Annotated in this window: 25 protein-coding genes, 2 pseudogenes and 1 other annotated feature; of the genes and pseudogenes, 3 read left to right on the top strand and 24 right to left on the bottom strand. The window is 40.9% G+C overall.

All coding sequences use genetic code 11. The features are described from left to right. From yajC to ABC255_RS07450, 13 genes are all read right to left on the bottom strand, one after another. Positions 1 to 300, bottom strand: a complete 300-nt coding sequence (yajC, locus tag ABC255_RS07510; RefSeq protein ID WP_412992462.1) for a preprotein translocase subunit YajC — start codon at positions 298 to 300, stop codon at positions 1 to 3. A gap of 28 nt (positions 301 to 328) precedes the next feature. Then, complete coding sequence (tgt, locus tag ABC255_RS07505) at positions 329 to 1,468, bottom strand: tRNA guanosine(34) transglycosylase Tgt (RefSeq protein ID WP_412992460.1); 1,140 nt, start codon at positions 1,466 to 1,468, stop codon at positions 329 to 331. Between the two features lie 51 nt (positions 1,469 to 1,519). Then, on the bottom strand, positions 1,520 to 2,548 hold the full coding sequence (gene queA / locus ABC255_RS07500) for a tRNA preQ1(34) S-adenosylmethionine ribosyltransferase-isomerase QueA (RefSeq protein WP_412992459.1): 1,029 nt from the start codon (positions 2,546 to 2,548) through the stop codon (positions 1,520 to 1,522). Positions 2,549 to 2,574: 26 nt separating this feature from the next. After that, positions 2,575 to 3,576, bottom strand: a complete 1,002-nt coding sequence (gene ruvB, locus ABC255_RS07495) for a Holliday junction branch migration DNA helicase RuvB (RefSeq protein WP_412992457.1) — start codon at positions 3,574 to 3,576, stop codon at positions 2,575 to 2,577. A gap of 11 nt (positions 3,577 to 3,587) precedes the next feature. After that, positions 3,588 to 4,199, bottom strand: coding sequence for a Holliday junction branch migration protein RuvA (gene ruvA / locus ABC255_RS07490; RefSeq protein WP_412992456.1), 612 nt, complete (start codon positions 4,197 to 4,199; stop codon positions 3,588 to 3,590). A gap of 134 nt (positions 4,200 to 4,333) precedes the next feature. Continuing rightward, positions 4,334 to 4,975 (bottom strand): response regulator, encoded by a 642-nt coding sequence (locus tag ABC255_RS07485; protein ID WP_412992455.1) that lies wholly within the window; start codon positions 4,973 to 4,975, stop codon positions 4,334 to 4,336. Between the two features lie 10 nt (positions 4,976 to 4,985). After that, positions 4,986 to 6,095 (bottom strand): GAF domain-containing sensor histidine kinase, encoded by a 1,110-nt coding sequence (locus tag ABC255_RS07480; RefSeq protein ID WP_412992454.1) that lies wholly within the window; start codon positions 6,093 to 6,095, stop codon positions 4,986 to 4,988. Positions 6,096 to 6,184: 89 nt separating this feature from the next. Further along, a complete protein-coding gene (locus tag ABC255_RS07475) occupies positions 6,185 to 6,556 on the bottom strand; it encodes a VOC family protein (RefSeq protein WP_412992453.1) in 372 nt (123 codons plus the stop codon). A 12-nt stretch (positions 6,557 to 6,568) separates the two neighbouring features. Next, the gene (locus tag ABC255_RS07470) at positions 6,569 to 7,597 is read right to left on the bottom strand and encodes an S-adenosylmethionine:tRNA ribosyltransferase-isomerase (RefSeq protein WP_412992451.1); all 1,029 of its coding nucleotides are present in this window, start codon (positions 7,595 to 7,597) and stop codon (positions 6,569 to 6,571) included. Beyond that, the gene (locus ABC255_RS07465) at positions 7,597 to 8,316 is read right to left on the bottom strand and encodes an SDR family NAD(P)-dependent oxidoreductase (protein ID WP_412992449.1); all 720 of its coding nucleotides are present in this window, start codon (positions 8,314 to 8,316) and stop codon (positions 7,597 to 7,599) included. Before ABC255_RS07465 ends, ABC255_RS07470 begins: the two co-directional genes overlap by 1 nt. Positions 8,317 to 8,472: 156 nt before the next feature. Continuing rightward, complete coding sequence (locus ABC255_RS07460) at positions 8,473 to 9,024, bottom strand: BofC C-terminal domain-containing protein (protein WP_412992448.1); 552 nt, start codon at positions 9,022 to 9,024, stop codon at positions 8,473 to 8,475. Positions 9,025 to 9,156: 132 nt separating this feature from the next. Then, positions 9,157 to 9,864: a YhcN/YlaJ family sporulation lipoprotein gene (locus ABC255_RS07455; protein ID WP_412992446.1), complete on the bottom strand. Its 708-nt coding sequence runs from the start codon at positions 9,862 to 9,864 to the stop codon at positions 9,157 to 9,159. A gap of 101 nt (positions 9,865 to 9,965) precedes the next feature. Continuing rightward, positions 9,966 to 10,940, bottom strand: a complete 975-nt coding sequence (locus ABC255_RS07450) for a phosphotransferase (RefSeq protein ID WP_412992444.1) — start codon at positions 10,938 to 10,940, stop codon at positions 9,966 to 9,968. 1,814 nt (positions 10,941 to 12,754) lie between these two features. On the opposite strand from ABC255_RS07450, the pseudogene ABC255_RS07445 reads away from it, so the two are divergent. Beyond that, positions 12,755 to 12,949: pseudogene (locus tag ABC255_RS07445) on the top strand (pentapeptide repeat-containing protein); the annotation flags it as partial. Positions 12,950 to 13,137: 188 nt separating this feature from the next. Here ABC255_RS07445 and safA read toward each other — a convergent pair. The 4 genes and pseudogenes from safA to nadB all read right to left on the bottom strand — a co-directional run. Next, a pseudogene (safA, locus tag ABC255_RS07440) lies at positions 13,138 to 13,293 on the bottom strand (SafA/ExsA family spore coat assembly protein); the annotation flags it as partial. A gap of 139 nt (positions 13,294 to 13,432) precedes the next feature. Beyond that, positions 13,433 to 14,530: a quinolinate synthase NadA gene (nadA, locus tag ABC255_RS07435; protein WP_412992442.1), complete on the bottom strand. Its 1,098-nt coding sequence runs from the start codon at positions 14,528 to 14,530 to the stop codon at positions 13,433 to 13,435. A gap of 2 nt (positions 14,531 to 14,532) precedes the next feature. Then, entirely contained in the window at positions 14,533 to 15,381 is an 849-nt protein-coding gene (gene nadC, locus ABC255_RS07430) for a carboxylating nicotinate-nucleotide diphosphorylase (protein ID WP_412992440.1), read from the bottom strand. After that, on the bottom strand, positions 15,350 to 16,927 hold the full coding sequence (gene nadB, locus ABC255_RS07425; protein ID WP_412992438.1) for an L-aspartate oxidase: 1,578 nt from the start codon (positions 16,925 to 16,927) through the stop codon (positions 15,350 to 15,352). The genes nadC and nadB overlap by 32 nt, the downstream gene beginning before the upstream one ends. 109 nt (positions 16,928 to 17,036) lie before the next feature. Between nadB and ABC255_RS07420 the strand changes: the two genes are divergently transcribed. Together ABC255_RS07420 and ABC255_RS07415 are read left to right on the top strand one after the other, a co-directional pair. Further along, the gene (locus ABC255_RS07420; protein WP_412992436.1) at positions 17,037 to 18,167 is read left to right on the top strand and encodes an IscS subfamily cysteine desulfurase; all 1,131 of its coding nucleotides are present in this window, start codon (positions 17,037 to 17,039) and stop codon (positions 18,165 to 18,167) included. A 39-nt stretch (positions 18,168 to 18,206) separates the two neighbouring features. Next, positions 18,207 to 18,746: a transcription repressor NadR gene (locus ABC255_RS07415; protein ID WP_412992435.1), complete on the top strand. Its 540-nt coding sequence runs from the start codon at positions 18,207 to 18,209 to the stop codon at positions 18,744 to 18,746. Positions 18,747 to 19,205: 459 nt separating this feature from the next. Here ABC255_RS07415 and pheA read toward each other — a convergent pair whose 3' ends face one another. From pheA to rplU, 7 genes are all read right to left on the bottom strand, one after another. Further along, on the bottom strand, positions 19,206 to 20,054 hold the full coding sequence (gene pheA / locus ABC255_RS07410; RefSeq protein WP_412992433.1) for a prephenate dehydratase: 849 nt from the start codon (positions 20,052 to 20,054) through the stop codon (positions 19,206 to 19,208). A 48-nt stretch (positions 20,055 to 20,102) separates the two neighbouring features. Further along, positions 20,103 to 20,558, bottom strand: a complete 456-nt coding sequence (locus ABC255_RS07405; protein WP_179602023.1) for an ACT domain-containing protein — start codon at positions 20,556 to 20,558, stop codon at positions 20,103 to 20,105. Between the two features lie 90 nt (positions 20,559 to 20,648). Further along, entirely contained in the window at positions 20,649 to 21,938 is a 1,290-nt protein-coding gene (gene obgE / locus ABC255_RS07400; protein ID WP_335533711.1) for a GTPase ObgE, read from the bottom strand. Positions 21,939 to 21,981: 43 nt separating this feature from the next. Then, positions 21,982 to 22,512: a Spo0B C-terminal domain-containing protein gene (locus ABC255_RS07395; RefSeq protein ID WP_412992431.1), complete on the bottom strand. Its 531-nt coding sequence runs from the start codon at positions 22,510 to 22,512 to the stop codon at positions 21,982 to 21,984. A 215-nt stretch (positions 22,513 to 22,727) separates the two neighbouring features. Next, entirely contained in the window at positions 22,728 to 23,021 is a 294-nt protein-coding gene (gene rpmA / locus ABC255_RS07390; protein WP_335533716.1) for a 50S ribosomal protein L27, read from the bottom strand. 12 nt (positions 23,022 to 23,033) lie between these two features. After that, complete coding sequence (locus ABC255_RS07385) at positions 23,034 to 23,363, bottom strand: ribosomal-processing cysteine protease Prp (protein ID WP_412992429.1); 330 nt, start codon at positions 23,361 to 23,363, stop codon at positions 23,034 to 23,036. A gap of 15 nt (positions 23,364 to 23,378) precedes the next feature. Then, positions 23,379 to 23,687: a 50S ribosomal protein L21 gene (gene rplU / locus ABC255_RS07380; RefSeq protein ID WP_412992428.1), complete on the bottom strand. Its 309-nt coding sequence runs from the start codon at positions 23,685 to 23,687 to the stop codon at positions 23,379 to 23,381. A 12-nt stretch (positions 23,688 to 23,699) separates the two neighbouring features. Further along, positions 23,700 to 23,781: a sequence feature (ribosomal protein L21 leader region), on the bottom strand. Positions 23,782 to 23,793: the final 12 nt, after the last annotated feature.

The following is a 23,793-nucleotide window of genomic DNA, read 5'->3' as shown; positions in this document are numbered from 1 at the left end:
TTACTTTTCTAATGAAACTTCTGCTGTTGTTGAAGTTTTTGCAGATTCCGTTACTTCACGAATTGCATTTCGGTCATATGTTAGACGGCTGCCGTCTCCACATTTAATCACGACTTTGTTTTCATCGATTGAATCGATAAAACCATGTAAACCGCCAATCGTGACAATCTTATCACCTTTTTTTAATTCGTTTTGCATTTGTGAAACTGCTTTAGTACGTTTTTGCTGCGGACGAATTAGTAGGAAATAAAATAACACAAACATTAATATTAATGGAATGATTGAACCTAGTCCTTGCATATTGTTCCCTCCTTTCAATAATCATCTATTAGAAATTTTTCGCGTTCGGTTTGTTAAAACCATAACGTTCAAAAAACTCTTCTCGGAAATCACCAAGCCTGTCCTCTCGGATAGCCTGTCTGACCTTCTCCATTAATCTTAACAGAAAATAGAGATTATGGTAACTAGTTAATCTTATTCCAAAAGTTTCATCACATTTAATTAAGTGACGAATGTATGCCCTGCTGTAATTTCGGCATGTGTAGCAATCACAATCTGGATCAAGTGGACCGAAATCTTTTGCAAATTGAGCATTTTTAACGACTAGGCGTCCAGTGCTGGTCATTAATGTACCATTCCTAGCAATACGAGTTGGCAAAACGCAGTCAAACATATCGATACCACGAATGGCTCCATCAATCAAGGAATCTGGTGACCCAACGCCCATCAAGTAACGTGGCTTGTTTGTCGGTAATAATGGCGTAGTAAATTCAAGCACGCGATTCATAATGTCCTTTGGCTCACCAACAGAAAGTCCACCAACAGCGTAGCCAGGGAAATCAAGCGAAACTAAGTCTTTAGCGCTCTGCTTCCGAAGCTCCTCAAACTCTCCACCTTGTACAATTCCAAAGAGTCCTTGGTCATTCGGTCTTTGATGAGCATTCAAACAGCGCTCTGCCCAACGAGAAGTTCTCTCTACGGATTTTTGCATGTATTCATATGTTGCTGGGAATGGCGGACATTCATCAAATGCCATCATAATATCCGAACCAAGGTCATTTTGAATTTCCATAGCCTTTTCAGGTGATAAAAATAATTTTTCACCGCTCATATGATTACGGAAATGAACGCCTTCTTCTTCAATTTTACGGAACTCACTCAAACTGAAAACCTGGAACCCGCCAGAGTCAGTTAAAATTGCACGGTCCCAGTTCATAAACTTATGAAGACCGCCAGCTTCCCTGATAATTTCATTTCCAGGACGAAGCCATAAGTGATAAGTATTACTTAAAATAATACCAGCACCCATCTCTTTCAAATCCTCAGGTGACATCGTTTTTACCGTAGCAAGTGTTCCTACCGGCATAAAGGCAGGCGTATCAAAGGAACCATGCGGTGTATGTACTCTTCCTAAACGCGCCCCCGTCTGCTTACATGTTTTAATAAATTCATATCGAATCGCAGTCAAATTCTCTTTCTCCTTCCTTAAAGGTTAATCAAAATGATTAACCTAGTTAACCTAGAGGATGAGCATCGCATCGCCAAAACTGAAAAAGCGATAACGCTCATTTACAGCTGTAGTATAGGCATGCAAGATATTTTCTCTTCCAGCTAACGCACTAACAAGCATAATTAAAGTGGATTTTGGCAGGTGGAAGTTCGTAATCATTCCATCGATTGCCTTAAACTCATAACCCGGATAAATGAAAATATTGGTCCAGCCGCTGCTTTCAATGAAGGTACCATTGTTTTGGGAAGCAATGGTTTCAAGTGTCCGAGTTGATGTGGTACCAACGGTAATAATTCTGCCACCATTACGGCGGACTTCATTTAGTAACCGGGCTGTTCCTTCTGTAATCATATAAAATTCAGCGTGCATATCATGCTCTAACACATCATCCACACTAACAGGTCTGAACGTCCCTAGCCCGACATGAAGGGTAATAAACGTCACGTGGACACCTTTCTCTCTAACTTCATTCAGCAGCTCTTCGGTAAAATGGAGCCCTGCGGTTGGGGCTGCAGCTGAACCTGGTTCCCGGGCATATACGGTTTGATACCTGTCTCTGTCATCAAGCTGCTCTTTAATATAAGGTGGTAAAGGCATTTCTCCTAATCGATCAAGCATCTCATAAAAAATACCCTCATAGTTGAATTCCAATACTCTTCCACCATGCAGAGAGGTTCCCGTACATACTGCTGTTAGAAGTCCATCACCAAAATCAAGTTCAGTTCCCTCTTTAACACGCTTGGCAGGCTTCACAAGTGTTTCCCACTTATCACCTTCCAGCTGTTTCAATAGTAAAACTTCAATTTTCGCACCTGTATCCTTTTTCACACCAAAAAGGCGTGCCGGAAGTACCTTTGTATCGTTTAAGACAAGGCAATCCCCTTCACGCAGGTATTCATTAATATTTTTAAAAATATCATGGTTCAATTCGCCTGTTTCCTTATTCACAACCATTAATCTGCTATCCGTCCGGTTTTGAAGCGGAACTTGAGCAATCAACTCTTCAGGCAAATGAAAATCAAATAAATCTACCTTCATAAATTTCATCCCTACTTATCAAAAAATTACTGTTTTGGCGGCTCCATGCCGAAATGGCGATAGACTAAATCTGTGACCACTCTTCCTCTTGGTGTTCTTTGTAAAAAGCCAATTTGCAGTAAATACGGTTCATAAACATCTTCAATTGTTTCTGATTCTTCCCCTATAGATGCCGCAATGGTATCAAGACCAACCGGTCCGCCACGGAATCTTTCAATAATTCCTTTTAGCAACTTATGGTCAATATGATCAAGCCCAAGTTTATCTACCTGCAGGAGCTCCAAAGACTCCCTTGCCAAAGCTATATCAATTTCGCCGTTTCCTTTTACCTGCGCAAAATCTCTTACCCTGCGCAGTAAACGATTGGCGATTCTTGGGGTTCCCCTAGCACGTCTGGCAATCTCAGCAGCAGATTGGTCGTCTATCTTTGTTTCAAATAAATCTGCTGTTCTTAGTACGATATTTTTCAATTGGTCTTCCTTATAATACTCGAGTCTACTCAAAACTCCAAATCTGTCACGAAGCGGAGCTGACAAAGAGCCTGCCCTCGTTGTAGCACCAACTAGAGTAAACGGAGGAAGATCCAGTCTTACTGAACGTGCACTCGGCCCCTTGCCGATAACAATGTCCAGACAAAAATCCTCCATAGCCGGGTAAAGCACTTCTTCAATTTGTCTAGGAAGCCGGTGGATTTCATCAATAAACAAAACGTCACCAGGTTCGAGAGCGGTAAGAATAGCTGCTAAATCACCAGGTCTTTCAATAGCGGGACCAGAGGTTGTCCGGATGTTTACACCCATTTCATTAGCAATAATAACAGCAAGTGTCGTCTTTCCTAAACCAGGAGGCCCGTAAAGTAAACAATGGTCCAATGTTTCCTTGCGAAGTCTTGCCGCTTCAATGAAGATCTCAAGACTTTTTTTCACTTGGTCCTGACCAATGTATTGTTTTAACGTTTGCGGTCTGAGGCTTTGCTCTAAGGAGATTTCGCTCTGGTCTGCTTCACTAGAAATAATTCTCTCATCCATGAATAATCACCTTATTTTAAAAGCCGCTGCAGGGCTTTTTTAATATATTGGTCAGTTGACAGCTGTTCTTTTCTTAACTCAGGGGAAATCTTTTTCACTTCTTTGTCTGAATAACCAAGTGCTTTCAATGCGAGGATTGCCTCTTCAAACGAATTATTGGTAGACTGTGCTGCAATTGGTAATGTGTCCGCGTTAAATAAATTTGGAAAATAATCCGGAACAATATCCTGTAATTTTCCTTTTAAATCGAGGATCATTTGTCTAGCCGTTTTTTTGCCGACTCCTGGGAACTTAATTAGGAAGCTCTCATCCTCATTTTCAATCGCTGAAACAACCTGCTGCACTTCACCAGACGCTAAAATCGCTAATGCACCTTTAGGTCCAATTCCTGAAACATTCAGCAATTTCGTAAACAGCTTTTTTTCTTCTCTTGTTTCGAAGCCATATAATGCCATTAAATCTTCTCGAACGTAATGATATGTATAGACGGTAACATTAGTATTCATTTTACTAGAATAAATAAACGGATTCGGTGTTGCAATTTGATAGCCAATCCCATTATTCTCAATCACAATATATTCAGGACCAACAAACTCAACCGTTCCTTTAAAAAATTCGTACAATTGCTTTCTCTCCCTCAGTCTTTCATGTATTCCATTCTAACATATAAATATAAAGGATTTGAAAGAGAAGGTTATGAAGATAAAGAATAAAAGTTTTCAGTTAAATTAAAATAGCTACCTTATTTGGTCGGCGGTTACTCCACAAGTTGATTCTTAACCGCAAAAAGAGCTGCTTGCGTACGGTCGGCTAATTCAAGTTTAGCCAGGAGATTCGATACATGCGTTTTCACCGTTTTTTCAGTAATGAAAAGTGTAGAAGCTATTTCCTTATTACTTTTTCCTTTGGCAATTTCCCTTAGGACATCTAGTTCTCTTTTTGTTAGCTGTTCTAATAAATTTCTCACATTACTTTTTTTATTTGATAAGTTAGCAAGCAGATGAGAGGTGGCTTTCGGATGGAGCTGATTTTCATCACTCATTATTTTTCTAATACAATTAATTAATTCATCAGGCTCGATGTCTTTTAACTGATAACCTGAAGCACCTGCTTCTAACGCTGGGATCACATGATCTTGATCAGAAAAACTCGTCAGCATCATGATTTTTATTTCAGGCATCTCCGTTTTTATCATTTTTGTGGCCTGTATTCCGTCCATTTCAGGCATTACTAGATCCATTAAAATAAGGTCAGGTTTCAACGTTCTTGCGAGTTCCACCGCTTCTCTGCCATTTCCCGCTTCTCCGATAATTTCAATATCTTTTTGTGTTTTTAGAAAAAAAGTCAGTCCACGTCTTACAACATGATGATCATCTGCGATTAATATACGAATCCCCATTGTTCTCCCCCTATATTGGAATTTGTATTTGAATCTCTGTACCTTTTCCTGGTTCGCTGTTTATGTGGAACGTCCCGTTTAAGCCTTCTGTTCGTGCTTTCATATTTTTCAATCCGAACGATGGCAGTTCAAAACTCTCATCATAATAGAAGCCACAGCCCCGATCCTGAATTTTCATTGTTACAGAATCACTACTTCTATTTAAAATTAACGACACATGTGTTGTTTGAGAATGCTTTTTACAATTGCCAAGCGCTTCCTGTCCAATTCTCCACAGTGCTTCCTCCACTTTTTCAGGAAAATTAGAGATTCCGGTTAATTTTACTTCTATCGTTAAACCCAACATCTCCGCATAGCTGCTTAATGCGCTAACGATTCCATTTTCAAGTCCTTGAGGTTTTAACTGCCAAATCAGTGCCCTCATCTCCCCGAGCGCGTCCTGTGCGAGGTCCTGAATATAGGAAAAGGTTTGTTTAACCTCTTCGTTTTCTGTCATTTCTCTGCCCGCTCTAGCAGTTAGGCTTAGCGAAAAAAGTAATTGATTAACGGAATCATGCAAATCTCTGGCAAGTCTATTCCGCTCAGAAATCAATGCTGTCTCTTGTTCCCTTTGGGTTAAGTTTATTCTTTTTAGTGCCGTACCGATTTGAAAGGCAACAGCCTCAAGTAAGGCGAGTTCATCTTTTTCAAAGTGAGTTTTATGAGGAGATCCGACATTTAATAATCCAAATCGCTCATTCCCAGCCCTTAAGGGGACGGTAGCATGATGAGTCAGACCGCATGTGTCACCTGCTTTTTCAAGAATTACATTTTCAATTCGCTGGCATTCAATAATGTTGACCGCCTTGTTCAATTTACCGCTATTATATCGCCCCACGCACCAGCAATCGCCCTGACACATTCTTTGGTGATGGTTTTGTGATAATGGTTCAGGTAATTCCTCTTTTGCAGCCAGCTGATGTGCTCCTTTTTCATCTATTAAAAAAATCCAGCCTGATTGCAGACCGGTTAGGTCTAGAAGTTTTCTTAATACACCAGCTAAAACGGTACTCGAATCTGTCCCTTCATTCAATAACTCAGCAATTTCCTTTAAGATACCGATCTCTTCGTTTCTGGACATCTAAACCTCTCCCAATTTTGTATCTATGATTAAATGATAGTCGTAGCTCAATCTTATAGGCAAGCAGGAAGTAACAAAAAAGCTGACGTTTATTTGTCAGCTTTTCCTCCAATCTGCATGAACTCGATTACCTCATTGTCAGGTCCCTGATAAAATAAAGTTTCCCAGCCATTTTCTAGTGTATAGGGGCCTTCAATAGCGAAAATGCCATTTTCATGAAAACGGTTGATCACCTCATTTATGCTTTCTACCTCAAAGCATAGGTGAATAGATGAAGGGTTATTGGATGATTGTTCTATGGTAGAAATCAGTTCCAGTCGAAAACCATCCGCTTTTAAAAAGATAATTTTCTCCCCATTAAAATGGAAATGTCTTTCTTCCTTAAGACCAAAATATTTTTGATAGAATGCTGCCGATATCTCCAAATCCTTAACTTCAATCGCAAGATGGTGAAAGCGCATATTAATTCCCCTTTATAAAATTAAATTCATATCCCCAAATTCATGCCACAAGTACCGCTCTCCAATTGCCTCTTGATAGGCATTCCATAACAAATTTTGTGGTACGAACGCAGTCAGCATATCTAAATGGCTCGCCTTTGGTTCATGGAGACCGGTAATAATGCCATCTACCATTTTCAATTTGAAACTTTGATTGATATAAAGATTGGTAATACCATGCAATGCGCCAGTAATCCCTGCGGTTTCAAGTGCTCTCACTACCGTAGTACCAACTGCAATTACCCGGCCACCGGACGCTTTTGTTCTACGAATTTTTTCAATTGTTTTTTCGGAAAGATGATATTCTTCGTAATTATCAGTTGGAGATGTCTCCATTTCATCATCCAACAAATAGCTAAGTCCCGTATGAAGCTGAATAAAATCCAGCTCAATCCCCTTCTTCTGAAGTTTGAATAGCAATTCCCAGCTGAAAGCTCTGCCAGCGGAAGGCATTTCTACAGAGCCTGGATGGCTGGCAAATACGGTTTGATAGTAGTCCAACTCCCATTTGTTATGAATATATTCATAGCGAACCGGTTCCCCGAGTGCGTATATACAATTAAATAGGTCAGTTCCTTTTTTGGAAAAAAGAATTGTTTTTAGTGGCGAGCCCTCTTTCATATCAATTATGACTGCAGAGAGGTCGGATGATAATTGCAGGATATCACCTAATCTAGCTTCCTCTGTCACAATTAAGGCATCCCAAGTCTCTTCATTGCGTCGTCTTGCAAGTCTGATTTCAACTTGTTGTTGGAGACATTTGGCTTGTCTATATAGACCTGCGTTTAATATTGCGGGTACCGTTCGGCTGTTGTTCATGACAACCAAGTCTCCAGGTTTTAGATAATCAGCAAGTCGAAAGAATTTATCATGGCTGACGGAACCTGTTTTTTTGTCTAAAACCATCATTCTAACATGGTCTCTTCTTATGCCCCTCCGTTCTGGTGGATGAGAAGCGTTTAACTCGGAAGGTAAATAGAAATCAAATGCAGTGGCAGCCATTACAATCCCTCCCCCGTAAACTCTTGGGCTTCAAATCGTTGACCTGTTATCCCGGCTGACTTATCGGAAGCTAAATATAAGAACACGTTAACAACATCATCTGGTTTTGCTAAAGGATAATCACAGTCTGGAACCGCTAATTGGTGCATTTCTGTATCCATTTCACCTGGGTCCACCATATTTACTCGTACATTCGTTGAGCTTAATTCATCTGCCCAGGTTTCTGTCAGACCCTCAACAGCAAATTTCGAAATACCGTATGCACCCCAGCCTGCATACCCCACATGCCCTGCTTCTGATGTTACATTAATGATCGAGCCCTGATTGCGCTGCAGCATTCCTGGAATCACTCTTCTTGTTACGAGGAATGGCGAAATGGAATTAACTCGTAAGACTTCAGCAAAGTCCTCTTCAGGGTAATCAAGCAACAGCGGCATTGGACTTGGACCGAGAATCGAAGCATTGTTTATGAGAATATCAATTTGACCAAATGCCTCTTCTGTCATTGCTACAAATCGTTCTACATCTCTAGTTAGTGAAATATCTGCTGTTACAGCGAGTACTTCTGCACCTAATGCCTCTGCTTCTTCCTTCACTTTGGACAACCCTTTCGGTGTTCTAGAACAAATCGCTAACACAGCTCCTTCTTTTGCAAATGCTAATGTTAATGCTCTACCTAAGCCTTTAGAGGCACCCGTAATCATAACCACTTTTGTCATTTTAATCGCTCCTTTAAGTGTTTAACTTGATGTCTTTAGCTTAAAGGATTCTGGAAATACTTCCCTCAGAAAAAAGCTTGAACTTTATCTACAACTTTAGGATGAGACTGTTTTGTTACACAAAAAAAGCCTCATGAAGTGTTCATGAGACTTACTTTATTCTTGCATCGAATAAGGTTTAAATGTTTCAAGTACCTCTACATAACGATCTCTTGTTTTGATGGGAATACCTTGAATCAGCTCATCTTGCTTTTTGCTTTCGAGCTTTTTCACATCTATCTGAAAAAAAGATTGGATGATTCGGGATGGATCAGGACGACCATTATATATGGTCAACACGCCATCATCAGTAATTCCAAAATAGCCATTCGCTTTTAGTAATGGTGAAATGTCATCCACTTGCTTTCTAAACACCATAGTGGATTCATCGATATCAACTAGCTGCCATTGATCATACTTGGCCCAAAAGTTTTCAATAGACCAGTAAGAATCAAGAACCACTTCCTCACTCATTTCTCCATCAAGATAGATTCTTTCCAAAATAATGGTCAATTGCTGAGGTTCCGACTTTTGTTGATCCTGATGGTTTTCCATTTGTTCGGCGAAACCAGTTACTACTATTCCTGGCACCATTCCGATAGACATGAAGAGAACAACCGTAACAAAGGCTAAACCAAGCCGATACTGAGCTACCCAATTGAACCTCATGCATAATCACCTCTTATTATTAGAGATCTAATTCATCTTCAGTACTAGTTTAGCCTTATTTTCCCTTTTTATCCTTTTTGAAAAAAATGAAAAGAGACAAAGCCCATTTTCAGCTTTGCCTCTTTAACATATTTATCTTTCAGGTTTACGGCTATTAGGTTCTAAACGTTGTGAATCATTGTTTCTGTTACCTTCACGTCCGAGTGCACCATCATCAATGATGACTTGAACAGATCTACCACCAGCTAATGGCTGAACGGCATCCTGGATAGCTCTTTTTGTTTCTTCAGTATTCTTACCGTTTTCTAATTTAACCGATACCATAACAGAATTCCCAAAAAGAACGGAGCGGACTTCACGGACGTTTTCAACGTCTGCCACTCTGCCTTTAATTCTTTCTGTAATACGATCTTGAGATTCAGGTTTTGTGGTCGTACCTGTGTTACCAAATCTTTGATTCATATGACCATGATAATTCGCATCACTGGTACTAAACTTATTGTCCCTTTGGAAAAAGTTATGGTCATGGTTTGCGAGCGGTTTTGTTGGGTTTGGTGGATTCCCATTCTTATCTCGATCATTAAACCTTTTTCTTCGCTCTTCATTATTGGATTGGTTTTCAACACCAAGATTGTGGTCCATATATTCTGTTACTGGACCATCATTGTCCCCCGGCATTCCATTAGCGCCGTTTTTATGATTTTCATCGGAATAGTAGCCCACCGGCTGACCCATGTTTTTGTTATCTTTGTCCACAGCAGCACGGTCATCATTTGCACAACCTGACAGCCCAACAGCTAGTAAGGCGGACAGAGGAATCATCCACTGTTTCAAGTTCAAGCGAAAAACCCCCTCTAGGATGCATGAACATAAATAAATATGTTCATGGTTAGGTTGTGAGCTCCTGAGGGGATTTATTCTGCCAGAATAGACCATGAAAATTAGTTCGTCATCAGTTTTAAACGATCAATGAATTTTTTCCGTGAATAATACTGACCAATTGTTAGGTCCATAACTTGATTATATTTTTTCTGATCTCTATACGAACCTTCACGAATAAGCCGGTTCCATTCGCGGAAAATATCTGCAGGGTATGCTAGTGCGTGTAGAAATGCCTTCTCATTCAAAAGATCTTCATATTGTGAAAACTGAGCCAGCCGGTCAAATGACCAGTCCAGACTTGGGAGAATTCGATTCGCATATTGTAAATAATCTAAAGATGCTGGACCAATACTAATTAAATCAAAATCGATTAGATTTAAAACTCCAGTACTATCACGTAAGAAATTATGATGTGCCACGTCTCCATGAAGAATGCAGTATGGTTCATGCAAAAAAATTGATCGATTTTTTTCCATTCCACTTAGAGACCATTGTGCCCACTTTAACATTTCCGCCAGTACTTTATCATTTATAAAGTACTTTAAAGTAGAGAGATTGGAGGAAAAAATTTTACCTCTGTCTCTCCATTTTTCAATAATTACCCCTTTTGGGATTAGTGTTCGATACCGTGATTCAAAGGATGACGTTACTTGATGGAACTGTTCTAAAAGTTCGAGCCCCTCCTGCCGATTTTTTTGTGATTGAAACGAAAAAGGTATTTTATTTGGGGAAATGTATTCCATACACCCAAAATAGGTCCCCTCAAAAAAGAGAGGTTCTTTCATTTGGGGATGGACAAAAAGGTAGGTTTTTGAGAAACCTTCTTTTCTAAGAGTAGCGGTAAATGCCTCCTGCAGGCGAAGTCGTTTATTCGTATGAAACCCTTTAAGCATATAAGAACTTTTATCCGTTTTTATCCAAATCACACTTTTCCGATAAGGCACCATTTCCACAATATTTTCTTTAAATTGCGAACGTAAATAAGAGAGGAGACGAATGAAATAATCATCGTCTCCTTTTTGATTAAAAGTCATACTCATTGCTTTCATCATCGTAACGCATCATTCCATCCATAGGTCCCATTCCATATGGGTTCATAAATGGAGGCTGCGCTACATTTTGTGGTCCTGTATATGGTGCGCTATAAATTGGAGGCGTTGGCGGCACGAAGTTATGCTGTGGTATAGCTTGTGGTTGTGGTCCACCACAGCCACAGTCACCACCTGCTCCTACTGGTACGCCTCCCTGTGCAGGGAATTGCTGTTGCATTGCTGGCATTTGACCGCCTGCAAAAGGCATTCCCATTTCTGGTGACTCAAAATCTTGCGCTCCCATTACTTGAGGTGAAGGACCCATTTGTGGGTATCCAAATGGCATTTGTCCATATGGGCCCCCCATTCCTGGTTGACCGAAGTCTGCTCCCATTGGGCCTCCCATTCCTGGTTGACCGAAGCCTGCTCCCATCGGACCTCCCATTCCTGGTTGACCGAAGTCTGCTCCCATTGGGCCTCCCATTCCTGGTTGACCGAAGTCTGCTCCCATCGGACCTCCCATTCCTGGTTGACCGAAGCCTGCTCCCATTTGGCCTCCCATTCCTGGTTGACCGAAGCCTGCTCCCATCGGGCCTCCCATTCCTGGTTGACCGAAGTCTGCTCCCATTTGGCCTCCCATTCCTGGTTGACCAAAGCCTGCTCCCATTTGGCCTCCCATTCCTGGTTGGCTGAAGCCTGCTCCCATCGGGCCTCCCATTCCTGGTTGACCGAAGCCTACTCCCATTGGGCCTCCCATTCCTGGTTGGCCGAAGCCTGCTCCCATTGGACCTCCCATTCCTGGTTGACCGAAGCCTGCTCCCATCGGACCTCCCATTCCTGGTTGACCGAAGCCTGCTCCCATCGGACCTCCCATTCCTGGTTGACCGAAGCCTGCTCCCATTGGGCCTCCCATTCCTGGTTGACCGAAGCCTGCTCCCATTGGACCTCCCATTCCTGGTTGACCGAAGCCTGGGTTCATCATTGGTGCTCCCATTCCTTGCATACCTTGATCGAACCAGCCTTGATTTGTGGCTGCAGGTGAGCCTACAGGCACGTCTGCTGGACTTTCATCGAAATAAGGCATTTGATCATCTGCTGGCATTTGGTCAAATCCTGCTGGCACTTGACCCATTCCTGACATTTGATCCATTCCTGGCATTTGGCCACCCATTGGCATTTGACCCATCCCTGGCATCTGACCGCCCATCGGCATTTGACCCATTCCCGGCATTTGACCCATTCCCGGCATCTGTCCGCCCATTGGCATCTGACCCATTCCCGGCATTTGACCGCCCATCGGCATCTGACCCATTCCCGGCATTTGTCCGCCCATTGGCATTTGACCATAGCCTCCTTGCATTGGGTTAGTCATCGGTAATTGCGGCATAAAGGATGAAGATTCATCATCAAATCCATGTGTCATAATGTCGGCACCCCCAACACCCGGCATTTGTCCAGGTTGATTCAGATACATATTAGGTACCTGTGGCATTGCCGCTCCTTGAATTTGTGGATAAGGCATAAATGACATCGGTGGACAAGGCGGCGGCGGACACCATTGTGGCGGTGGCGGGCAGAATCCTGATCCAGGCATGATCGGTGAAATAGGTACACAATAGTCCTGAGGCATCGGCTGTTGTACTGGTGCCTCAATTGGAAATTCTTGTATTGGCATAACTGGGTTTTCTTTTATCGGTTCTTTTACAGGTTCTTTTATTTCAGGAAGTATGTTCGCTGGTTTTGGCGGTAATTGTGGCTGTTTTACCTCCATATTGGTCATGTTGTTCAGGTAATAGTTATTAATATCAATTTCTGGGATGATTTGCAGGGGCATTTTTGGAGTATATGGTGTTTTTGGTGCTTCTTCAATTGGTGTTTTAACTGGTGCTTCCTTAATAGGTGCTTCTTTAATAGGTACTTCTTTAATTGGAATTTCTTTTACAGGTTTTTCTTTAACTGGTACTGGTACTGGTACTACTTTAATTGGAGCTTCCTTTATTGGAGCCTCTTTTATTGGTGCTTCCTTTATTGGAGCCTCCTTCTTTGGAGCTGGTTTAATTGGCATTTCTTTTGGTTTCTCTTTGGCAAACGGTTGCTCAGCAATCGGCATCTCTTTCTTTGCGCCTAAATTGATTGTGGCCCCCGGCTTTGTTCCCATAGGCGCTTCTTTTTTTATATTTCCACCTGTTGTTGGGACTTTTATTTTCATACCGGGCATAATCATATCAGGGTTGCTGAGCTGTGAATTCATCTTTTTCAGCTCTTCAAAATTCACGCCGTACTTCTTGGCGATTTTCCAAAGAGTATCCCCTTTCTGTACGATATGGATCTTCACTCTGATTTCCCTCCTATGCATAAGTCCATATATTCTATGTGATGATGGGCAAAGTGCTATCATTCTTCAGAAAAACTTATGCTTTTTCTCCGAAAAATATGAATCAACCCTTCAAATATAAAAATAGATGCAATTTTAAAAATTGCATCTACCCTTATCATTATGAATTTTTCAACATACGATCTAGCGACAATTTAGCATTTTTGGCAATATCTGAAGCCACTTTAATTGTATTCTTTGTTTCTTCTAGTGTATCCAAGCTCCACACTAAATGTGGCAGGTCAATTCGGTTCATCGTTAAACAAGGACACATTGCAGGATTTAGTGAAATGATTTTTTTATCAGGGTGATTCTTAATCAGGCGATTAACTAGATTCATTTCTGTTCCGATAGCCCATTCAGTGCCTGGCTCGGCATTTTCAATCGCATTTATTATATAACTTGTTGAACCAGCCATATCGGATAATTCTACGACTTCACGGCGGCACTCAGGATGAACAATGATTGTCATGTTAGGATATTGGCTTCGTGTATCATGGATATTCTGAACAGTAAAGTTCTCATGGACGGAGCAGTGACCTTTCCATAGGATGACTTTTATTTTTAAAGGGTCGGCTTCGTATTCAAGCTTATTCGTAATTGGATTCCAAACTGCCATTTCATCTAAACTAACACCTAAATCAGCAGCCGTGTTTCGTCCTAAATGCTGATCTGGTAAAAATAAGATTCGTTCCTTTTGGGTGAATGCCCACTTTACCATCGTTTCGGCATTGGAAGAGGTTACGCAAGCACCACCATGAGCCCCGACAAATGACTTAATCGCTGCAGTAGAATTCACATATGTTAATGGAAGAATGGTGTCACCAAAAATCCCCTGAAGGATTTCCCAAGCCTTTTCGGTTTGATCAATATCTGCCATGTCAGCCATGGAACAGCCTGCACGCATATCAGGGAGTATAACCTTTTGGTTATCGTTTGTAAGAATATCTGCAGTTTCCGCCATAAAATGAACGCCGCAGAAAACAATATATTCTGCTTCGGTATTTTCAGCAGATAATTGTGCAAGTTTTAAGGAATCACCTGTTGCATCGGCAAACTGAATGACTTCATCTTTTTGATAATGATGACCTGGGATAAAAAGTTTTGATCCTAGTCTGTTTTTCACTTCAATGACTCTAGCCTCTAACTCTTCATTCGACATTTGTTTGTATTTTTCAGGAATCATCATATTCTTTTGCATAGCTGCTAAAATACTCATGGTTACTTCTCCCCTTCCCTAAAGAGAACTTTTACACTTATATCAAGTGCTTTATATGAATGTGTTAAGAATCCTAGTGAAATATAGTCAACACCTGTATCACGATAACCAGCTAGATTGGACAATTGAATCCCGCCTGAAGCCTCCGTTATAAATCCTGAAGGAACTAGTTTGATCAGCTCTTTAATCTCGTCTGGAGTACGATTATCAAACATAATCACATCCGCACCGGCGCTGACGGCTTCTCTCACCTGAGCCTCTGTTTCAACTTCAACTTCTACCTTCACCATATGACCGGCTTTTTTACGAACACTTTCAACTGCGTTTGTAATCGAGCCCGCAAACGAAATATGATTATCTTTAATCATAATCCCGTCGTATAAACCGAAACGATGGTTGAAGCCCCCCCCAGTTGTAACGGCATATTTTTCAAGCATCCTTAAGCCAGGTGTTGTTTTACGCGTATCACAAATCTTGGTATGGCCACTGTCCAATGTCGAAACAGCTTTACGTGTAAGGGTCGCAATCCCGCTCATTCTCTGGACGAGGTTTAGAACAACTCTTTCCCCTTTTAATAAATCCGCTATTTTTCCAGAAGCCGTTGCGAGCTTCTGACCGAATTCAATGTTTTGACCATCCTTCACAAAGAGCTGCGTTTCAATGTCAGTATTCAGAAGTTTAAAACCCGTTTTAATAATTTCTTCTCCACAAAAAATTCCATTATCCTTTGAAAGAAAGACGATTTCGCCTTTTGTATCGTTTGCAAAAATCAAATCTGTTGTAATATCCTGTTCCCCAATATCTTCGATAAAAAATTGCTCAAGTAGCGAGCGCAGTTTCAATGTATTCATGGTTACCCTCCATTCCCCGGCTATTTTTATGAATAATAGTTTTGTTTAACCAATAATGGTCGTCTTCCACAGGATAATCACTCCTGAAATGACCACCACGGCTCTCCGTTCGTTTCAGAGCAGCTTCAGTAATTAAATTTGCGTTAATCAGCATAAAAATCTTTGTCATCTCTTCAATAGAATAATTATCAAGATGATTTATTTGGTGGGCATTAAAGGTATCTAACCATACTTTATGGTTTTGGAGATTTGCCTTATTGCGGACAATACCTACCCGCTCCATCATCGTATCTTTTATTTCATGCAAGTCTGGTAAAGTCACTTTTTCTTGCGGGATAAATGGACGAACGACTTCGGTTGAAAGGATGTCTTCATATACAGTCTCGTTTAGCATTGAAGATAACTTTTCTCCCATATATAAACCTTCTAATAAGGAATTACTTGCAAGACGGTTTGCCCCATGCAATCCTGTACAAGCGGCTTCTCCAATGGCAAATAGTCCCTTTAGTGAAGTCCGACCATATATATCTGTCTTAATTCCTCCCATTAAAAAATGACTGCCGGGAGCAACTGGAATTCTTCCCTCTGATAACTGAAGACCATTTTCCTCACAAATGGCTGTTATCGACGGGAATCTTTGCTTAAAGTTTTCAATTTTACTAATATCTAAATATACGTTGCAGCCTTTTTTAAGATATTCATAGATTTTCTGCGATACAATATGCCTTGGACCGAGGTCTTTGAGTGGATGAACACCTTCCATAATAGGAGTGCCATCATCCGTGACAAGAACGGCACCTTCGCCACGCACCGCTTCAGAAATCAACCCTTTTGTTTCACCATTTAGGTATAAAAGTGTAGGGTGGAACTGGATAAACTCCATATCAACAACTTCAGCACCTGCTAAATAGGCCATTGCGATCCCATCACCGCTCACTGTATCTGCGTTTGAAGTATAGGTGAACAATTGGCCGCAGCCGCCTGTTGCTAGGATTGTATTACTGCTGTAATAGTTCTTTATCATACCATCATGTCTTTTAGCTTTAACACCAATACAGCGTTTCTCAGAGTTTAGTAATAACTCATAAGCAAAAACATCTTCCTCGATGGTGACATTTTCTTTTAGCGTGCTAATAAGGAACTCGACTACATTTTTACCAGTCGCGTCTCCACCGCCATGAACAATTCGCTTTTCGCTGTGTGCCCCTTCCATTCCAAGCAACAATTCACCATCTTGGTTTTTATCAAAAACAGATCCTTGTTCAGAAATGAACTTAATCAGCCTAGGTGCAGATTTTATGATTTCCTCAACAACTTCTTGCTTATTGTGATATCTCCCTGCTTCAAATGTATCAGCGATATGTTTATTGGGATGGTCATACTCGCCAATAGCCGCGGCAATACCACCTTGAGCAAGGTAAGAATTGGCGGTTCTAATTTTGTCCTTTGTGAGTATCCTCACATTCAAATCCTTATTTAAAAACGAGGCTAACTGCAATGCAGCTATCCCACTTCCTAAAATTAAAATATCATCACTTATTGTCATCTCGAGCCCTCCTGGATTAACAGGTGTCTTGACATCTATATTTACATAGATTTAAACTAATATCAAGAATTTTTTCGTAATAAAAAATTGAGAGTATTGGAGAATACTAATGATATATTTTGATTTTGCAGCAACGACTCCATTAGATTCTGATGCAGCAGAGGTGTTTGTTCAGGCTTCAACTGAGTTCTATGGAAATGCTAGTTCCCTTCATGATGTTGGCGGGCAGTCACAGGATTTGTTAGAAAATTGCCGTGAAGAGCTGGCCAATCTTTTAGGAATAAATAAAAAAGGTTTATACTTTACTAGTGGTGGTTCGGAGGGGAATTTTTTAGCGATTGAGGCACTTTTGTCAGCTCCCAAAAAGGCTGGGAAGCACATCATAGCGGGGATGGCTGAGCATTCGTCCATCCATGGTGTTCTAAACCGGTTAGATGGGTACAGCATTACCTATTTACCCTTTAATTCTTCTGGTCTCATTGACGTAGAAGAATTGGGGCGAGCCATTACCCCGGAAACCGTTCTAGTGACAGTGCAGCATGTTAATTCTGAAATAGGTACGATTCAGCCAATTGGAGAGATAGCTCGTATTTGCAAAGAGCATGACATCCATTTCCACAGTGATTTTGTTCAATCTTTTGGAAAAATCGATTTTAAAAAAATCGCCCCGCTTTTCAGCAGCTTTTCCTTTTCTGGTCATAAAATTTATGGTCCCAAAGGGGTTGGCGGTGTTTATGTTGATTCGTCTATTTCTTGGAGAGCTTTTTTTCCAGGAGGATCACATGAGAGAGGCTTTAGACCAGGTACGGTGAACGTCCCTGCTATTGCTTCTATGACTGCAGCTGCTCAAAAGATACATGACCAACTTGTTCAAAGTCACGATCAATTTTTAGAGCTTCGTGCCATTTTGGTGAAGTCGCTTGATCCTATTAAGGAATTTGTCCATATCTTTGAAGCAGCTGCTGACTCGCAGTTACCTTCTATTATTGGATTGCGGATTTCTGGTATTGAGGGTCAATGGATGATGCTTGAATGCAATCGATACGGCTTCGCAATTTCTACCGGAAGTGCTTGTCAAATTGGTATGCAAGCTCCGGCAAAAGTGACACAAGCCTTAGGATTAAGCCCTCAAGTGGCCAAGGAATTTATCCGTATTTCTTTTGGAAAAACAACGCAGACGGAAGATGTAGTAAAGCTTGGGGAAACTATTGTAGAGATCGTAAATAATTATAAACGTTAGAACTATGGTAAAATAGTGTAGAAATACGAGGTGGTAAATATGGCTGAACAAAAAAAGATACTTGGCGATGAAAGGAGAGCTCTCATCCTACAGCTGTTAAAGGACAGCCCTGTACCGCTTACAGGAAGTGAGTTAGCGACACGAACAAATGTAAGCAGGCAGGTGATTGTCGGGGATATTACACTCCTTAAAGCAAAAGAGGAGCCGATCATCGCAACAAGTCAAGGCTATTTATATTTTAAGCAAAACACAGGCGCACCAACATTTGAACGGACGATTGCTTGCAGGCACTCACCCGATGACACAGTAAAGGAGCTGAATTTACTCGTCGACCATGGTGTGCTGGTAAAGGATGTTAAAATAGAACATGCGGTTTACGGAGATTTAACAGCCTCCATTATGGTTTCTAATCGCCAAGAGGTGAAACAATTCTTAGATAACATCTATGAGACGAAGGCTGCGTTATTATCAGAATTAACTGGCGGGATTCATTTGCATACAATTGCTGCTTCTTCTGTTCAAACCTTAGACAAAGCAGAGGCAGCTTTGAAGGATGCTGGCTTTTTGATTGAGGCATAAAGGATTTTCCCTCCTTTGGATTTAACGAATAATCACGGAAGGATTGTGCCCTTATTTCACCGACTTTGCATTTATGGGAATAATAACGAGGGTATTGTTCCCTTATTTTATCCACTCACCATTTACAGGAACAATAACCAGAGTATTGTTCCCGTATTTCATCCATACACCATTTAGAGGAACAATACCCAGAGTATTGTTCCCTTATTTCATCCATACACCATTTAGAGGAACAATACCCAGAGTATTGTTCCCTTATTTCATCCATACACCATTTAAGGGAACAATAACCAGAATATTGTTCCCTTATTTCATCCATACACCATTTAAGGGAACAATAACCAGAGTATTGTTCCCTTATTTCATCCTTACACCATTTAAGGGAACAATCACGGCTCCAATGTGCCCGTACAGTACAAAAAAGTACCGAGCACAGTATGTGCGCCGGTACTTTTCATTTTATTTAATCATTTTAGAAGGGTAACTTCCTAGTAATGTAACTCCGCAACCAAGTGCTTCGAGCTCGGCCATTGCGCCTGGAATTAAAACGTCATCGAGCTTCATTTCCAAATCAATAATAAAGAAATAATTGCCAATTCCTGTTTTCATTGGTCTTGATTCGATTTTTGACAGGTTTATTTTTCGCCAAGCAAAGGCGGATAGTACCATATGAAGCGTCCCAGCTTTATCCGTCGGAAGTGTGACCATTAGAGTTGTTTTATAATGGGAAGAACCGCTATACTCCTCAAAATTTATATCCTTTTCAGATAAAACAAAAAAGCGAGTATGGTTATGGTCAAAATCATGAATGTCACGTTGAACAATCGATAATCCATATTCTTCAGCGGCCAATTCATTAGCGATGGCGGCAATACGCTGTTCTGGGTGGTCCATCACCATCTTCGCTGCCGCAGCAGTTGAGCTGACACTTTCATAAGGTATCCCATGAAACTGAGTATGTAAGAACTTATGGCACTGCGCAATCGCATGGGAGTGACTGTACACCTTACTAACATCCTGCCATATTTCTTGATTATCCTGGTGAACCATCAAATGCTGTTTAATCGGAATGGTAATTTCACCGACAATCGGTAATTGAACCACATGGGTTAAGTAATCCAAGGTAATATTTACTGTACCTTCAAGGGTATTTTCAACTGGAACAACGGCAAGTTCCACTTTTCCACTGACAACCGCATCCATGGACTCAGGAATGGTCCGATATGGTTCAAGATCAAATCCAGGAAAAACCTTTTTCACCGCTAATTCGGTAAAGGTTGCCTTTGGTCCTAAAAAACCAACTTTCATGATTTCACACACTCCCTAACAAAAATCTCTCTGTTGTAAAAAAATCCATTATGCTCCTGTTCCAAGCACTTCAACTTTTTCTACGAATTCAAGCTTGCGTAATTCTAAAAGCAGTTCATCTATATCTGTAGAAATCTCGGTGGTATTCAACGAAAGTGTAACGTTAGCCCTTCCTTGTAATGGAATCGTTTGATGAATGGTCAACACATTGCAGCCAGAAGAAGCAACTACACTAAGAAGCTTAGACAAAGTGCCTGAACGATCTTCAAGATGAAAAAAGAGTGTAACTAATCGTTCCTTTACAATCGTGGAAAATGGAAATACCGTGTCCCTATATTTATAATAGGCACTTCTGCTTAAGTCTACTTGCTGCACCGCATCCCAAATAGACTCAGCCTTACCCCTTTCAAGCATTTCCTTCACATCGAGTGTTTTCTTCATCGCTTCAGGCAAGACGTCTTCTCTTATTAAGTAAAATTTTTTATCAAATTTTTCATTTTTCATCTCTCTACCCACCCGATTTGAAAAGCACAAGCGCCCGTGTCTACTATATCTGGGCGCTCTGGCTATAATTTCTCAAAGACATGTTCGTATCTAGTCAACAAATTCAAATTCGAAGTCTAATAATTTAACGGTATCCCCATCTTTTGCACCTTTTGCTCGTAAAGCCTCGTCTACCCCTAAACCACGAAGCTGTCTGGCAAAACGACGAACCGATTCTTCCGTTTGGAAATTGGTCATCTTGAATAATTTTTCAACCTTTTCCCCTTGAATAACGAATGAGCCGTCTGGTTCTCTTGTAATATAGAAGGCTTCAGGATCTGCCTCATGTTTATAAAGTACGCGATTAACTCCTGTTTCCTCTTCTTCATGATCAAGCGGAAATTCTGGAGTCTCCTCGATTTTGTCGGCAATCGCATATAATAGCTCTCTTAAGCCTTTTCTAGATAAAGCAGAAATCGGGAAAATCGGGAAATCTTCTTCTAGGCGTTCTTTAAATTTCTTTAAATTTTCTTCCGCTTCCGGCATGTCCATTTTATTAGCAACAATAATTTGCGGACGCTCGGTTAAGCGGAGATTATACTCTTCTAGCTCTTTATTGATGGTCAGATAATCCTCATAAGGATCGCGTCCTTCCATCGCAGCCATATCAATAACATGAACGATTACTCGTGTCCGTTCAATATGACGTAAAAATTGATGGCCAAGTCCGACACCTTCACTCGCACCTTCAATTAATCCTGGCAAGTCTGCCATTACAAAACTTCTGTTATCCTCGGTTTCAACCATTCCTAGGTTTGGAACAATCGTTGTAAAATGATACTCAGCAATTTTAGGTTTTGCTGAAGAAACCACCGATAATAGTGTTGATTTTCCAACGCTTGGGAAGCCAACAAGACCAACGTCTGCAAGCAACTTTAACTCAAGAATAACGTCGCGCTCTTGACCTGGTTCACCATTTTCGGCAAGCTCTGGCGCAGGATTTGAAGGGGTCGCAAAACGGGAATTCCCTCTTCCTCCACGTCCTCCCTTAGCAATGACTGCACGCTGGCCATTCTCAACAAGATCGGCAATCACTTCTTTTGTTTCTGCATCCATTACTACTGTACCTGGTGGTACCTTAACAATCATATCTTTGGCGTTTTTGCCGTGTTGATTTTTGGACATACCATGCTCACCACGGGGAGCTTTCCAATGGCGTTGATAACGGAAATCCATTAACGTACGCAAGCCTTCATTTACTTCGAAAACAACATTGGCACCTTTTCCACCGTCTCCGCCAGCAGGTCCACCCATTGGTACATATTTTTCACGACGGAAAGCGACCATTCCATTACCGCCGTCTCCGCCTTTTACGTAAATCTTCGTTTGATCGACAAACATGTGAATCCTCCTGATTTGACTGATAAACGAACGAAATAAAAGCCTACGTCACTGACATAAAGACTTCTAGCCCAAGTTCATTCTCTGAGAATTCCTTTACTGTAACTTTAATTTCAGTTGCAGTCAGAAATTGTTCAATCAGTTCTTTTTTTATTATTATTCCGCTAAAATCAAAAAAGAAACGAACTCCATCTGATTGCGGTTGAATTGTTATTGATAAATGATTTTCCTGAAAGGCCTCAATCGCCCGATCTAAGCAAATAAAGAAGGATTTTGTCCAATTCGACAGAATGTTATCATTTATTTCCACTGCCTCTACTTCGTTAAGAACCTCATATTCAAGTTGAAATAAATGACTCTCCCAATTTGATTTAAAAAGCAAGGAGGAAAATATCGGCAAATGTAAGTTCGACAGCTTCGACTCATGCTGTGCCTCGATTACAATTTCATTTATATATTCTTTTGCCCGATCAATTCTATTTAAATCCAAGTTCCCTTTGATTAACTGCAGCCTATTCAGCCAATCATGTCGTGAGTGCCGCAGCACTTCAACGATATCCCATTCTTTTTCCATAATCGCACTCCTAGCCTAAGTGTCGAAAAGACTATTTTCTGTTAGTATACCAAAAAAGTTAGATTGAGTAAGCAATTTCATGCGAATGTTTTCCAATTGAGGTATTATGAGGCTACTTTTGGGAGATCAAATTGGAGTTTTTATTGGATAATTTTTCCTTATTATTTTAAAAAAAGAAAACCCTAACCAATCAGGTTAGAGTTTTCACTGAAAGCTTACGCTTCTTGAGCTGTTGGATAAACGCTCACTTTTTTACGATCACGACCGAAACGTTCGAATTTCACAACGCCGTCGATTTTCGCAAAAAGAGTGTCGTCTCCTCCACGTCCTACGTTTTCACCTGGGTAAATCTTTGTACCGCGTTGACGGTAAAGGATTGAACCACCAGATACGAATTGACCATCTGCACGCTTAGCGCCAAGACGCTTTGCATGAGAGTCACGTCCGTTCTTTGTAGAACCTACTCCCTTTTTAGATGCAAACAACTGAAGATCTAATTTTAATAACATTTATTCCACCTCCTACTTTTTGAAGGTTATTTTTATGTGTTCTCCGTACTCTTCTTCAATCGTCTGCAATGAAACGATCATACCTTCTAGAAGAAGCTGTACTTTCTCATTTATGTCTTCCGGAAGTTTATCCGGAACAACACAGCGGAGAAAGCCATCCCCTTGCTCTATCTCTGGTGTAACACCGGTTAAGGCGTGCACAGCATTGATTGCCCCGACGGATACTGCGGATGCGCCTGCACAGACGATATCCTTTCCCCGATCAGCGAAGAATGCATGACCACTTATTTTAAATGATTGAATCGATTCGGATTCAGAACGATTAATTGTAATAGATATCATCTATTATCCAACACCTTACGCGTTGATCGCTTCGATCACAACTTTAGTGTATGGCTGACGATGACCTTGCTTTTTACGGTTGTTTTTCTTCGCTTTGTATTTGAAAACGATGATTTTCTTCGCACGGCCTTGTTTTTCAACTTTAGCTGTAACAGTAGCTCCATCAAGTAATGGGCTTCCTACTTTCACGTTTTCTCCACCAACGAAAAGAACCTTATCAAATGTAACTGTTTCGCCTGCTTCTGCGTTAAGCTTTTCAATGTAGATAGCTTGACCAGCTTCAACTTTGATTTGCTTACCACCTGTTTCGATAATTGCGTACATACTTGCACCTCCTTATAAACTCAGACTCGCCATAGACAGGCGCTTATGCAAAAGCATCAGACTTAATACCTGTTACGTGCGGTTGTAGCACGGGTGCTACAAACAT

This window comes from Neobacillus canaveralius, from assembly GCF_047237705.1.
GTDB classification, from domain to species: domain Bacteria; phylum Bacillota; class Bacilli; order Bacillales; family Cytobacillaceae; genus Neobacillus; species Neobacillus niacini_K.
The sequence above is the reverse complement of the archived record's forward strand: the minus strand, read 5'-3'. Positions and strand labels throughout refer to the sequence as shown.

What these genes read in the sequence shown, in the direction of transcription:
- ABC255_RS07420 (WP_412992436.1), top strand. Translation starts at nt 17,037, where the DNA reads ATGATATATTTTGATTTTGCAGCAACGACTCCATTAGATTCTGATGCA.
- ABC255_RS07460 (WP_412992448.1), bottom strand. Translation starts at nt 9,024, where the DNA reads ATGAGGTTCAATTGGGTAGCTCAGTATCGGCTTGGTTTAGCCTTTGTT.
- ABC255_RS07485 (WP_412992455.1), bottom strand. Translation starts at nt 4,975, where the DNA reads ATGGGGATTCGTATATTAATCGCAGATGATCATCATGTTGTAAGACGT.
- ABC255_RS07480 (WP_412992454.1), bottom strand. Translation starts at nt 6,095, where the DNA reads ATGTCCAGAAACGAAGAGATCGGTATCTTAAAGGAAATTGCTGAGTTA.
- ABC255_RS07405 (WP_179602023.1), bottom strand. Translation starts at nt 20,558, where the DNA reads ATGAAAAATGAAAAATTTGATAAAAAATTTTACTTAATAAGAGAAGAC.
- ABC255_RS07465 (WP_412992449.1), bottom strand. Translation starts at nt 8,316, where the DNA reads ATGACAAAAGTGGTTATGATTACGGGTGCCTCTAAAGGCTTAGGTAGA.
- rpmA (WP_335533716.1), bottom strand. Translation starts at nt 23,021, where the DNA reads ATGTTATTAAAATTAGATCTTCAGTTGTTTGCATCTAAAAAGGGAGTA.
- ABC255_RS07450 (WP_412992444.1), bottom strand. Translation starts at nt 10,940, where the DNA reads ATGACTTTTAATCAAAAAGGAGACGATGATTATTTCATTCGTCTCCTC.
- obgE (WP_335533711.1), bottom strand. Translation starts at nt 21,938, where the DNA reads ATGTTTGTCGATCAAACGAAGATTTACGTAAAAGGCGGAGACGGCGGT.
- rplU (WP_412992428.1), bottom strand. Translation starts at nt 23,687, where the DNA reads ATGTACGCAATTATCGAAACAGGTGGTAAGCAAATCAAAGTTGAAGCT.
- ABC255_RS07475 (WP_412992453.1), bottom strand. Translation starts at nt 6,556, where the DNA reads ATGCGCTTTCACCATCTTGCGATTGAAGTTAAGGATTTGGAGATATCG.
- ABC255_RS07470 (WP_412992451.1), bottom strand. Translation starts at nt 7,597, where the DNA reads ATGGCTGCCACTGCATTTGATTTCTATTTACCTTCCGAGTTAAACGCT.
- ABC255_RS07395 (WP_412992431.1), bottom strand. Translation starts at nt 22,512, where the DNA reads ATGGAAAAAGAATGGGATATCGTTGAAGTGCTGCGGCACTCACGACAT.
- nadA (WP_412992442.1), bottom strand. Translation starts at nt 14,530, where the DNA reads ATGAGTATTTTAGCAGCTATGCAAAAGAATATGATGATTCCTGAAAAA.
- ABC255_RS07415 (WP_412992435.1), top strand. Translation starts at nt 18,207, where the DNA reads ATGGCTGAACAAAAAAAGATACTTGGCGATGAAAGGAGAGCTCTCATC.
- nadB (WP_412992438.1), bottom strand. Translation starts at nt 16,927, where the DNA reads ATGACAATAAGTGATGATATTTTAATTTTAGGAAGTGGGATAGCTGCA.
- ruvB (WP_412992457.1), bottom strand. Translation starts at nt 3,576, where the DNA reads ATGGATGAGAGAATTATTTCTAGTGAAGCAGACCAGAGCGAAATCTCC.
- queA (WP_412992459.1), bottom strand. Translation starts at nt 2,548, where the DNA reads ATGAAGGTAGATTTATTTGATTTTCATTTGCCTGAAGAGTTGATTGCT.
- yajC (WP_412992462.1), bottom strand. Translation starts at nt 300, where the DNA reads ATGCAAGGACTAGGTTCAATCATTCCATTAATATTAATGTTTGTGTTA.
- ABC255_RS07385 (WP_412992429.1), bottom strand. Translation starts at nt 23,363, where the DNA reads ATGATATCTATTACAATTAATCGTTCTGAATCCGAATCGATTCAATCA.
- nadC (WP_412992440.1), bottom strand. Translation starts at nt 15,381, where the DNA reads ATGAATACATTGAAACTGCGCTCGCTACTTGAGCAATTTTTTATCGAA.
- pheA (WP_412992433.1), bottom strand. Translation starts at nt 20,054, where the DNA reads ATGAAAGTTGGTTTTTTAGGACCAAAGGCAACCTTTACCGAATTAGCG.